The 12,297-nt window shown below is 44.3% G+C and carries 12 protein-coding genes; 8 read left to right on the forward strand and 4 right to left on the reverse strand.

Annotation, left to right across the window (positions count from 1 at the left end):
• The first annotated feature begins 23 nt into the window (after window positions 1-23).
• Window positions 24-782 carry a uridine phosphorylase gene (gene udp / locus R7190_RS04220; protein WP_005378479.1) on the forward strand — a complete coding sequence of 253 codons (759 nt, stop codon included), beginning with the start codon at window positions 24-26 and terminating at the stop codon, window positions 780-782.
• 157 nt (window positions 783-939) lie between these two features.
• Here udp and R7190_RS04225 read toward each other — a convergent pair whose 3' ends face one another.
• Both R7190_RS04225 and R7190_RS04230 read right to left on the reverse strand, forming a co-directional pair.
• Window positions 940-2,100 carry a DUF1887 family protein gene (locus tag R7190_RS04225; RefSeq protein WP_064353735.1) on the reverse strand — a complete coding sequence of 387 codons (1,161 nt, stop codon included), beginning with the start codon at window positions 2,098-2,100 and terminating at the stop codon, window positions 940-942.
• A gap of 163 nt (window positions 2,101-2,263) precedes the next feature.
• A complete protein-coding gene (locus R7190_RS04230) occupies window positions 2,264-4,255 on the reverse strand; it encodes a methyl-accepting chemotaxis protein (RefSeq protein ID WP_086046599.1) in 1,992 nt (663 codons plus the stop codon).
• A gap of 269 nt (window positions 4,256-4,524) precedes the next feature.
• On the opposite strand from R7190_RS04230, the gene hinT reads away from it, so the two are divergent.
• The 7 genes from hinT (at window position 4,525) to R7190_RS04265 (ending at window position 10,737) form a co-directional block, all read left to right on the forward strand.
• Window positions 4,525-4,875 (forward strand): purine nucleoside phosphoramidase, encoded by a 351-nt coding sequence (gene hinT, locus R7190_RS04235; protein ID WP_005378473.1) that lies wholly within the window; start codon window positions 4,525-4,527, stop codon window positions 4,873-4,875.
• 69 nt (window positions 4,876-4,944) lie between these two features.
• Complete coding sequence (locus R7190_RS04240; protein WP_025766940.1) at window positions 4,945-6,342, forward strand: COG3014 family protein; 1,398 nt, start codon at window positions 4,945-4,947, stop codon at window positions 6,340-6,342.
• Entirely contained in the window at window positions 6,342-6,734 is a 393-nt protein-coding gene (locus tag R7190_RS04245; RefSeq protein ID WP_064353738.1) for a YcfL family protein, read from the forward strand. Before R7190_RS04240 ends, R7190_RS04245 begins: the two co-directional genes overlap by 1 nt.
• Before the next feature lie 66 nt (window positions 6,735-6,800).
• A complete protein-coding gene (gene lpoB / locus R7190_RS04250) occupies window positions 6,801-7,391 on the forward strand; it encodes a penicillin-binding protein activator LpoB (protein ID WP_005378467.1) in 591 nt (196 codons plus the stop codon).
• Between the two features lie 24 nt (window positions 7,392-7,415).
• A complete protein-coding gene (gene thiK, locus R7190_RS04255; protein ID WP_186584402.1) occupies window positions 7,416-8,297 on the forward strand; it encodes a thiamine kinase in 882 nt (293 codons plus the stop codon).
• A gap of 75 nt (window positions 8,298-8,372) precedes the next feature.
• Window positions 8,373-8,915 (forward strand): alpha/beta hydrolase YcfP, encoded by a 543-nt coding sequence (ycfP, locus tag R7190_RS04260; RefSeq protein ID WP_005378464.1) that lies wholly within the window; start codon window positions 8,373-8,375, stop codon window positions 8,913-8,915.
• 532 nt (window positions 8,916-9,447) lie between these two features.
• On the forward strand, window positions 9,448-10,737 hold the full coding sequence (locus R7190_RS04265; RefSeq protein WP_005378463.1) for an NAD(P)/FAD-dependent oxidoreductase: 1,290 nt from the start codon (window positions 9,448-9,450) through the stop codon (window positions 10,735-10,737).
• A 76-nt stretch (window positions 10,738-10,813) separates the two neighbouring features.
• On the opposite strand, the gene R7190_RS04270 is transcribed toward R7190_RS04265, so the two are convergent.
• Together R7190_RS04270 and R7190_RS04275 are read right to left on the reverse strand one after the other, a co-directional pair.
• Window positions 10,814-11,362 (reverse strand): GNAT family N-acetyltransferase, encoded by a 549-nt coding sequence (locus R7190_RS04270; protein WP_005387823.1) that lies wholly within the window; start codon window positions 11,360-11,362, stop codon window positions 10,814-10,816.
• A 160-nt stretch (window positions 11,363-11,522) separates the two neighbouring features.
• A complete protein-coding gene (locus R7190_RS04275) occupies window positions 11,523-12,290 on the reverse strand; it encodes a peptidoglycan binding protein CsiV (RefSeq protein WP_021707672.1) in 768 nt (255 codons plus the stop codon).
• Window positions 12,291-12,297 lie beyond the last annotated feature (7 nt).

Genomic DNA, 12,297 nt, shown 5'->3' on the forward strand with positions numbered 1-12,297 from the left:
TAAGCCACAATAAGGAGCGACTTATGTCTCAAGCTGTATTCCATTTAGGTGTTACTGAAGCTGATCTTAATGGTGCGACTCTAGCGATCATTCCTGGTGACCCAGCGCGTGTTCAAAAAATCGCAGAACAAATGGAAAATCCAGTATTTCTAGCAAGCCATCGTGAATACACGCTATACCGTGCAGAGCTAGACGGTAAACCTGTTGTGGTTTGTTCTACAGGTATTGGTGGTCCTTCTACCTCTATCGCAGTTGAGGAATTGGCACAGCTTGGTGTTCGTACTTTCCTACGTGTTGGTACAACGGGTGCAATTCAACCACATGTAAACGTGGGTGACATGATCGTAACGACGGGGTCAGTTCGTCTTGACGGTGCGAGCCTACACTTTGCTCCTATGGAATTCCCAGCAGTTGCTGACTTTGAAGTAGCAACCGCAATGAAAGCAGCGGTAGAAGAGTCTGGCGCTACAGTTCACATGGGTGTGACTGCATCAAGCGACACGTTCTACCCTGGTCAAGAACGTTACGATACGTTCTCTGGTCGTGTTGTTAAGCGTTTCCAAGGCTCTATGCAAGAATGGCAAGACATGGGCGTACTTAACTTCGAGATGGAGTCTGCAACACTGCTAACAATGTGTGCGAGCTCTGGTTTAAAAGCGGGTTGTGTGGCTGGTGTTATCATCAACCGTACACAAAAAGAGATTCCAGATCATTCAACTCTGAAAGAAACGGAAGCGCGTTCAATTAAAGTGGTTGTAGAAGCAGCGCGTAAAATGCTTTAAGCCTCTATAGTTGGCATTTAAACAAACAGAAAAAACCAGAGGCTAACCTCTGGTTTTTTTCTACTTATAGAAATGCGTACAGCTAAAATTTAGGTATAAAAAAAGCAGCATTAATGCTGCTTTTTATCGTTGTGAATTTTAGCTTTTCTTAATGGCACTATATCTCGTCTGAACCGCCCGCGTCTTTAAACCAAGCCGTTAAGTGCGTTCTTAAATCTTTAAGCTCATCAGGGCCAATCAGGGCTAGCCCTAAGTCTTCAGCACGAGTAATGTCATTGTGACGAAGAGGACGGAAGCTCACCAACATTGCGCGCGCTTGCAAGCCACCTAATAGATCGCGAAGCGATTCTAACTTATATAAAGTATCGTCGCCGTCATCTCTCATGCCTTTGGTTTTGCACTCGATGATGTGCAGCTTGTTGTTTACAACTGTTGCGACATCTAACTCATTGCGTACTTCACTTTCACCAAGTTTACGATAAACCTGAACATTTAACGATCGATCTTGGATCGTCGGCATGGTGTCTTGGATTTGCTTCACGGTGCTGTGAACCAAAGTTTCTAACCACTCACCGTTTGAAAAGCGTCGAGCATCTTCATCTGCAAACGTTAAAACGCCATTCTCATAGGTGGCGATTTCTGCTTCTACTAAATCTGAAAGCAACATGTTGAGCTCACGGTAGCCCTGCTGTTTTTCGGAGAGCTCGACATCAAGCTTTTGTTCTTTGCGGCATGTGGTTGCAAGGTAGTTAAGTGTTGCTAGACCTGGCCCAAGCTCAAGCGCATTTGAGGCCCATCGTTCACCAAGTTCATACAATTTTTTATCAAGAAGAGGTGGTAAATCAACGTGGTGAAACTCGCCGCGTGCACCAAAGATAGTGAGGTAATCTGCAATCGTAATGTGATCTTCGACTTGGGTATCTTCTTTGCCATCAGGGTATAACCAACAAAGCTTATCGCTACTAGGCTCAACCACAAAAATTGGCCAGCGATAGGTACGGAAAACTTCGTACACCGACAACAAGCGATGACGAAGACCACAGCTCGCGTTCAATTTTACATCTTCGCCGCGTTCATGAAGGTCTTTTGCCAGTTTTTGAATTGCTTGTTTGATCAGAGATGTATTAACAGCGGATGGAATTTCAAAAAATTCAGAAGTAATTTCTCGTTGAGCTAAAACGGCACTCAGTCGGTCAAATATATCTAACTGGCTCTTGTCTCCGATGAAGACGATATGTGTGCTTAGCGTACGATTATCTAATAGAGGAGTGACCAATCTCACTGGGTCTTGGTCGATAATACCAACATGAACAGCCATAGATTTTCCTTTTTATGAGGCCGCTCGAAAAGAGTTGTGCAAGGGGATGAGCTGGCCTTATTAATCATATGTAGACATGGCCGACAAAAAACAAGGGCGACTTAACAAAAAGTCGCCCTTATACAGTTGATTGCACTAATTAATGCTCTTAATTATAAAGTATTTATAACTTAAAGCGGTGGACCAATTCATTTTGCTGATGAGCCAAGTGGGTCAGTGATTCACTGGTTTGTGCGATACTCGACATGGCTTGGAAACTTTCATCGGCGATGCTGTTGATATCTTCGATGCTGCGAGCAATGTCTGTTGATGTTTCACTTTGCTCTGCTGCTGCTTGTGAAATGTGCGTACTCATTTGGCTGATCTCAATGATTAGCGCCTGGATCTCTTCCATTGAGCTGTTCGCTTTTGACGCTTGCTCAACCGACATCTCCATATCGCTCATACAGCTTTGTATGACTTGGTTTGCCGATTGTGAGCTAGATTGCAGATTACTGATCATGGATTCAATTTCAGTGGTTGATTGAGTCGTTCTTGATGCGAGTACTCGTACTTCATCTGCCACTACCGCGAAGCCGCGACCTTGTTCACCAGCGCGAGCCGCTTCAATTGCCGCGTTCAATGCCAGTAGGTTGGTTTGCTCCGCAATGTTGCGGATCACATCAAGGATAGACCCAATTTGACCACTCATCTTTTGTAGCTCAGAAACTGCGGAGACCGATTCGTTCAAACGTGTTTCTAGTTGATTAATGGTTGAGATGTTACTGCTCATAACATTTCTGCCTTCTTCAGAGGCAGATTCGACGCGTTGCACCATTTCTAGCGAGCCTTGCGCACTTTGCGCGACTTCCTGCACTGAATGAGACATTTCTGTCATCGCGGTAGCGACGTTTGCCGTTTGTTCGCGTTGAGAGCTCAATTTAATTTGTGCTTGCGAAGAGGTGCGTTCGTTGGTTGTCGCGGTTGACGATAGGTTTTCTGACGCTTCGTTGAGTTTCACCAAGATCTCGTGAAGGTTGTCGGCGAGTGAGTTAATGTGTCCACTCACACGGCTGAATTCGTTGTTATAGCGAATATCGATACGCTGTGTCATATCACCTTCAGTCAGGCCTTCTAACACTTTTAGAATACGAGTCAACGGCTCGCGAACGCTTTGTGCGATGTGGTAGCCAATCGCTGTCGCGAGTAAAACGACAATGACGCCAATGATGATGGCTTTCGTTACACCGGCCGAATATATGTCACCTGCATCTGCCAATGATTCATTGAGCTTATCTGTTGCGGTTGTCGTAAATTGCTCAAGAATCGCCATGGTTGAATCCACTTTATTTGCTAGGTTGGCGATATTGTTATACAAAGCGGCGCGAGCATTGAGGTAATTATTATGTTGGTCTAGCACACCGCCACGCATACCGACGTCACGAGTAAATTGCTCTACAGATTCGCCAAATGCTTTTTCTAGCTCAGGAAGCTGAGTCACCAACCCGCGGAATGCGTAATTCAAGTGCGTTACTGCTTTGCGGTTTTTAGCTACGGCTTGCGTAACAAACTCAGGGTTGGAACTGGCGAGGGCATCAGAGGTAATTACTTCGGCATCTTTTAACTTGATAAAGTAGCTCTTTGCCATGACTTTGACAGAAATGCTGGTTTGATCTGCCACATATTCTTTAAGACCAACCGAAAGTTCGGTATTCAGTTTTTGGAAGCGGCGTGAGGATTTTTGCACTTCTTCTTGAGCCGCGAACATTGCTTCGTAGTTGTCCATGGCCTCTAGAGCTTCTGTAAAATAGCTCTGCTCTAACGTTTTTAACTGTGAAAACGGTTCGGCAAGAGAAGGGTAGATTTGGCTTGCGGTTTTCAGTTGAGCCAATGTGGATTCGAAGCGCTGTTGAGATCTAGCAAATTCCTGACGCATTTCATCCATGCGTTGTTTATTCTCTGTTGTCAGGAAGTCTTTAAATGATTTGTCGGCAGAAAGCAGCTCAACACTGGTTTGATTAGATAACGATACCAACGGTAGGGATGATTTAGATACCGTGCCAAATTTTCCGTGAATATCACTCATTCCTCCCATCATAATGGCAATTGTGACGGCAAATAGGATGATGATCAGTGCAAAGCCGGCATACATCCTTTTAATAACTGAACCTCGCATAAGTGAGTTTCCTCTCCCAAAAATAGACAAGCTACCCAAGCATTTTTGAGTTTACTTGGGTATAAAAATAATAATTGTCTTAAAAAAGTAACAAAATTCATTGGATTGTATTCAGTTTGTGACGCGCATTTTATGACGCACACGACAAAAAAAGCCTCGTTAATTAGCATTTGATTAATAATGTTAAGTGAACACTGTTTTTATTGAGCTCCGCTTTTGGTTGGCGCATACTAATTGGGGTCTAATTACGTTTATAAAATGGAGTCCTCATGGCGGAAGAAACGATCTTTAGTAAAATTATTCGCAAGGAAATCCCTGCCGATATCCTTTATCAAGATGATTTGGTGACTGCGTTTCGCGACATTAACCCTCGCACACCAAGCCATATTCTCATTATTCCGAATAAACTGATCCCAACAACGAATGATGTAGAAGCTGAAGATGAAGCAATGATGGGGCGTTTGTTCACTGTTGCTAGAAAGTTAGCGAAAGAAGAAGGTATTGCTGAAGACGGCTATCGCCTAATCGTTAATTGTAATCCACATGGTGGCCAAGAGGTTTACCATATTCACATGCACCTACTAGGCGGCCGCCCTCTAGGTCCAATGGTATTGAGCTAAGCTTTTAAAAGTGGGTGGCGATTCACCCACTTCTTTTTCCTGTCGAATGACACATTTGTGGAGATAAATGTGAAACTAGGTGTAAAGCTGTTAGGGCTGATGAGCTGGGCTTTAATGGCCTCTGGCTGCGCGAATTTATCTGCGGGCAATCTGTTTAGCCATTACAGCAACCAGAATCAAGAAGTTTATCAAGCCGTTGTTGCAGGGGAATATGCCAAAGCAAAACAACTTCAATCAAGTGAAGTGGGTGGCGAGATACTTGGCAATTTTGAAAAAGGTCGTATCTCTTTTCTTGCTGAAGATTACCCAACAAGTTTAAATGCGCTAGAAAGCAGCGATCGTGCTGTACGTGTTCAACAAGATCGTGCGACGATATCTGTGTCAGACACGGCAACGAGCGTCGGCTCTCTCGCAGTGAACGACAATCTCCAAGACTATCATCCCGCCGATTACGAACTTGGCTTTTTGCACCTGTATCTAGGACTAAATTACTTACAGAAAAACGATTTAGAAGGGGCACTAGTTGAAGTGCGTCGAGCTAATCAAGTTCAGGAAGCAGCAAGAAAGGCGCGTGAAAAAGAGCTAAAAGCAGCAGAGAAAGACCTTAACAAGCAAGGCATGTCTGCCAATTTAGGCAGTGTGTTAGCGAACTACCCTGATGCTGGTAAAAAACTAAGCGCGGTACAAAATGGTTATCTGTTCTATCTTTCTGGCTTGTTATATGAAGCGTCGCGAGACTTAAACAGTGCTTATGTTGATTACCGACGAGCACTCGCTGTAATGCCAGACAACAAGCAAGTTGTGGAAAGTACCTTATACGCTGCTAAGAAGCTGGGCATGCGTGAAGACTTGCGCATGCTAGAGAAGCGGTATGGCAAAGCACCTTCTGGATTAACTCAGTCACAAGGGCGAGTCATCGTTATTGATGAGCAGGGTGTTGTTGAGGCGATGAAAGGGTGGCGTATTGATTTACCGATTTACGACAGTCGCGATAATGGCGCGATTTATTCGTTGGCGCTTCCTTATTATCAGAACCGAGGTGCTCAACGTTTTAGCGATGTTGTTTTAAATGGTCAGGTATTGCCTTCCAGTACGCTGACTGATGTTAATGCGATGGCGCAAAACGATCTTAATGAACGTCTTACTACAATAGTGATCCGTCAAGCTCTTCGTGTTTGGGCAAAAGATCGAATCCGAAAAGAGGCGGCGAAAAAAGGCGATGATGTGGGCAACATACTTTTCAATGTATGGAACACATTGACCGAACAGCCAGATACAAGAAGTTGGCAAACATTGCCAGCGCAAGTGAAAACGGCTTCAAAAATCGTGAAACCGGGAACACAAAGTTTAAACTTGGGTGATCAAACCTATCAGTTTGAAGTGCCTGCACAGCAGACTACATTGGTATGGGTATCTCGTCAGGGAGCACACTCAACCGTGTGGCATAAACAGCTAGGGAGACTGTAATGAAAGCATGGCTTGTTTGTTTAGCAATGGCTATTGGTTTAGTTGGATGCGCCGAAAACACGGCTGGTATTCGAATTGATGGCCAAACGCAAAAAGTATTTTTTAATGATAACGTTTTAGGTAGTCGCTTATTAGTTGACAACATCACCACCACTTACGTTGATGATCGCCCACGAGGAGTCGTGCTGCTGAGTAGCAATTACAAAGGTGATCAGCACATTCTTTACCGATTTTATTGGTATGACAACAATGGTTTAGAAGTGAATACCAAACCTGGTCCGTGGCGAAAAATGATTGTGCGAGGATTTGAGCAAGTCACGTTATCTGAAGTTACTGTGAATCCAAATGGCACAAAATTCCGTGTGCAAATTAGAGAAGCACAAGACGATTAATCTTAACGGCTCTGCCGAAGCTGCCGCGCTAACGATGCGCTGGTATTGAAAAACTAAGGAACTCTCATGAAAAAAAGTATTATTGCTCTTTTAGGTCTTGCCGTCATTTTAGGTGGCTGTTCTAACAAAGTCTCTTACGGCGATGCGCAAGCAACAGAAACCACGACTATCGATTTTGGCTCAACAGATTTACAAAAAATCGCGGCTGAAATGGTGGATAGCATGATGATGTCGGGCTCTGTAGCAGCAATTACTCGTGACCAACGTCCTATCGTTTTTGTTGAGCGAATTAAGAACAAAACCAGTGAACATATTGACACTGAATCCATTACTGACACGATCTCTACTAAGATGTTGAACTCAGGTAAGTTCCGTTTTGTTGATATGGATCGTGTTGAGTCTGTGCGTGAACAACTTAACTTCCAAAACACGGATGAGCTTGTTAACCAAAGCACAGCTATCCAATTTGGTAAAATGGTTGGTGCTCAATACATGCTTTACGGCAACCTATCTAGCATTGTGAAAAATGCAGGTAGCGATAAAGATGTATACTACAAGATGACCATGCGCCTAATGGACCTAGAAACAGGTTTGATTGAGTGGGCGGATGAAACTGAAATTCGTAAAGCGCAATCTAAGAGCCTATTCGGTCTTTAATCGAACAGGGTGGAGAAGTCATCAATGGCATGGTTTTCTTGGCAACAAGCAAAACAGTTAGATCCGAGTCTTAATGCTCTCGATGGCTTCTTTACGGAGCCTCCGGTAAAAGTACAAACTGTTACCGGGGGGCTAACCAACCGCTGTTGGCGGTTGGAATCTTCTCAAGGCCTTGCATACATCTGGCGACCGACCAGTCATGTCTGCAAGGCTTTTTCAATTTCTCGTCACAGTGAATATCAAGTGCTGAATGCAGTCTCTTCATTGGAAATTGGCCCCAAGCCAGTTTTTATTCATGAGCAAGGGTTGCTGGTGGAATGGATAGAAGGAGAGGCTCTGACGGAGTCAGGCTTAGCACTAAGCAATTTATTATCCATTGCGGCGAAGATTCATCAATATCCGATAAGCGCAATTCCTTTGGTTCCATTTTCATATATTTCTCGCATCGATCATTATTGGCTTGAGCTTGATGGTCAGTATGTGGGTACGGAGTTTGAGGCTTTGTACATGAAGTGGCGTACGGAACCGAACGTTGCACCTGTTCCGCTTGCCCTATGTCACTTCGATCTGGGGTGTTACAACCTAGTGCGAGGGGAGAGTGGGGTGAAAGTCATTGATTGGGAGTATGCCGGGATTGCTGACCCTAGGCTAGATTTGACCTTAACTATTCAGGTCGCGAATGCGCCTGTGGAAGAAGCGGTAAAGCAGTATTGCCAAATTCGAGGTATCGAAGATGTGTCTCTTTGGCTGAGAGGTGTACACGCTTGGCAACCAAGAACCTTGGTGATGGCGATGCTCTGGTATCTACTTGCCTATAAATTGTGGGGAACTGAACAATACTTAAACAGTGCGTATGAGTTGAAAGGCTCATTGTGTATGGAAGATCACTGTTTTGAGAACTCGTGATATTTTCCCCTTTAACAGTAAGGAAATAGTGGTAGTTTTAATAAAAGTACCAGATACACACAGGGAGAGGTACACATGATTATTTACTTACACGGCTTTGACAGTACAAGCCCGGGTAACCACGAAAAAGTTCTTCAACTGCAATTTATCGACGACGACGTTCGTTTTATCAATTACAGCACCCTTCACCCAAAGCACGACATGCAACACTTGTTAAAAGAAGTGTCTAAAGTTATCGATCAATCTGATGACCCAAACCCGTTAATCTGTGGGGTTGGTTTAGGTGGTTACTGGTCTGAGCGAATTGGTTTTCTATGCGGTATCAAGCAAGTGATGTTCAACCCGAACTTGCACCCAGAAAAAACGATGGCTGGTCGAATCGATCGCCCAGAAGAGTACGAAGATATCGCAACAAAATGTGTTGATCAGTTCCGAGCGAAAAATCAAGCTCACTGCTTAGTGATTCTCTCTAAAGATGATGAAGTGCATGACAACTCGAAAACGGCAGCTGAGCTAGAAAAACACTATCAAATCATTTGGGATGAAACTCAGTCTCATAAGTTCAAAAAAATCTCTCATCATTTACAAGCGATAAAGGCATTTAAAAATACTTATTAATGTTGAGTGTAGACAGTAAAGCGGCGTTTTTATCGGCTGCTTTGCTGCGATTCCTTCTCTTGAGTATGCCGAGCCACTGTCTCTTTGAAAGGCACATTTTCTTGGTTTAACGCTTTGAATATTGTGTTCTCCTTACCGTTTTCTTACTTCCCTCCTATGTAGCACGAACACCTTGTTGTAGAGTAGTCGAAAAGTAGTCAATCCGTACTCGTTACACGGATTTTGGTTGCCTTCAAAGTTGGTCTCTATATAATGAACCGGACTAAAATAATTTGATAAATATCAAAAAAAATTGAGAGCGAGTAATAAACTTGCCCAAAAATTCTGGCGTCGTATGCGTACCAGATAAACGTGCCAAACCCTGACAAGTCATTGATAGATAAAGAATCAAAGTGAGTGGCAGTTTTTTAATCCAAGTAATTGAGACACCTCTAAGAACCAAGAATTCATCGGTTGGATGGATGCCGCAAATGTTTGTGAGTCATGCATCGAGCTGAACCCCATATATTCATTTTTGTAGAGGAAAATCATTGTGACACGCATTATCGTTGTAGGCGGCGGTGCAGGTGGTCTTGAGTTGGCAACTAAGCTTGGTCGAACTCTAGGTCGCAAAAACCGTGCGCAAATTACGCTAGTCGATCGAAAAGCGAGCCACTTGTGGAAGCCATTATTGCATGAGGTTGCTACAGGTTCTTTGGACGAAGGAGTAGATGCACTGAGCTACCGAGCTCATGCAAAAAACCACAGCTTCGACTTCCAAATGGGTAGCCTTCAAGACATCGACCGTGAACGTAAAGTTATCATCTTAAGTGAGCTTAAAGACGAACACGGTGAACTTCTTATGCCAAGCCGTGAGCTAGAATACGACATTCTAGTGATGGCAATTGGCTCGACATCAAACGACTTCAACACGCCTGGCGTTCGTGAAAACTGTATTTTCCTAGACAGCCCTGAGCAAGCACACCGTTTCCGTACAGAAATGAACAACGAGTTCCTAAAGCTGCACGCGAAAAACGGTAACGGTACGGTCGATATTGCGATTGTTGGTGCTGGTGCAACTGGCGTTGAACTATCAGCTGAGTTACATAATGCTGTTAAAGAGCTGCGCACTTATGGCTTCGGTGATCTTGATTCTAGCAAGTTGAACGTCAATCTGATTGAAGCAGGTGAGCGTATTTTACCAGCGTTACCTCCACGTATTTCTTCTGCTGCTCATCAAGAGTTGGTGAAGTTGGGCGTAAACGTGCGCACCGCCACTATGGTGACTAAAGCTGAAAAAGATGGCCTTACTACAAAAGATGGTGAGAAAATCCCAGCTCAAATCATGGTTTGGGCTGCAGGTATCAAAGCTCCAGACTTTATTAAAGATATCGCTGGCTTAGAAACGAACCGTATCAATCAGCTTGTAGTGAAAAACACACTACAGACAACACGAGATGATGACATCTTTGTTATTGGTGACTTAGCACAATGCACCCAGTCTGACGGTTCGTTCGTGCCGCCACGCGCTCAAGCTGCACACCAAATGGCAAGCCAGGCATTTAGTAACATCGTCGCGAAGATCAACGGGCGCGAGTTGAAAGACTATGTATATAAAGATCACGGTTCATTAGTGTCTCTAAGTCGCTTCTCAACCGTTGGTAGTCTGATGGGGAACCTAACTAAAGGGTCGATGATGGTAGAAGGCCGTATTGCTCGTGTCGTTTACATCTCATTGTATCGCATGCACCTAATGGCGTTGCATGGTGTATTCAAAACCGGTCTGATGATGCTCGTCGGCCGCATTAATCGCGTGCTGCGTCCAAACCTTAAGCTGCACTAAGGTTTTAAATCCACTCTGTGTGGATGTGTTGTATCTTAAAAAATGCAGAAGCCACCGCAAGTCGGTGGCTTTTTGTTTATGTTAGATCTGTCGGTAAAAGTGAGAACACAACGCCATCTTTAGGCTTACCCTGAAAAATAAACCGGTTTCTGGCGATGGCTTCTTTTTGTGCACCGACGGACTCAATTAAGGCTTGGCTAGCTTCGTTGTCGGGGTCACAAACAATCTCTAGTCGAGTTAAACTTAGCTTTGCGAAGCAGAATTCTGCTAAGGCTTTAACGGCTTCTTGGGCATAGCCTTGCCGTTGATAGCGGTCGGCAACCCAGTAACCAATACTCGCCATATTAAACGTATGATATAACTCATTAACCGCTGCCATTCCAACCAAAGTGTTACTTTGCCGCTCATAGATACCGAAACCAAAAGCCTCAGTTTTGACCCAGTTAAGACGGGTTGCCAACAGAAAGTCCTGCGCGGTTTTCAATGTGACGTTTTTATCACACCAGTCAAGCCATTGGTGCAGCGAAGGGGATTCTGCAAGTAATCGTTGTAGTGAATGTGCTTCTTCAGCAGGGATGAGCTTGAGCGCTAAGCGGGGCGCAATGATTTCAAAGTCTGGACTCATGAACTAATACGACTTCCATGTTGAGTGTAAGTAAATTGAAAGCTGTCTATTTATACTTGAACGCAGCTATTTTCCTTGCTCTGCGTTGGTTAGGAATAACTGAGGTATAGCAGATAAAAACAAAGCGCAGCTTTGCTGCGCTTTGTCGAACCGCTCGTGCTTATCGAACCCGACGAACTTGAATGATCATACCCATCAACGGGTTATCTAGGTAATGAGTCTCGCTGCTACGCATACGACGTTTTTGATCCATTCGATAACTCTTCAGGAATTTCTCTTCGGTTACTGTCGGCGATATTTCTGCCAAGTTACCTACTTGGACGTTACCATCTACTTCACCTAAGTCATCCGCCAATTGCTCAGTTGAGGTTGGTTCAAAACGCACCTCTCTAACACTTGGTTCGCGCAGATCTAGTGTTGTTTCGGCGAAGAGGTAATGCTGTACGTATATTTGGAATCGACCATCTAGTTCATATAAAGGGCCATTGACCGTCTCTTCACTGTAACCGTCGCTGGAAAATGTTTGATTGCCATTGATTGGGCGGCCATCTGCTTGATAAGAATCAGAGAAATCTCGCCCGCCAACGATGCGGAAAATTGGGGCGCTAGATTTACCTCGGTCACCTTGACGCCAGGCTACGTGTTTAAGCACTTTAAAGCCGGCATGATTATTTAGTGCCGCTTCTTGCGCGTTGAGACGGAAAGAAGAACTTGGCAAAAGTGTCACGCCTTTAGAGCGGCGGTAGGATTCACTCTCTAGGCTACCGACATTTTCCATATCGATTTTTGGCAGTTGATTCGGCCAAGATTCTGTTGTGCTTTCAGCGTCGACTGCTCGCTTGAAAATGATCACTTCAATATCAAATTGGCGCTGTGCCCAAGAGGGCATTGAGACACATAGAAGCAATAACGGGATCAGTATTCTCATTCGACTA

Source organism: Vibrio sp. 1078-1 (assembly GCF_033340475.1).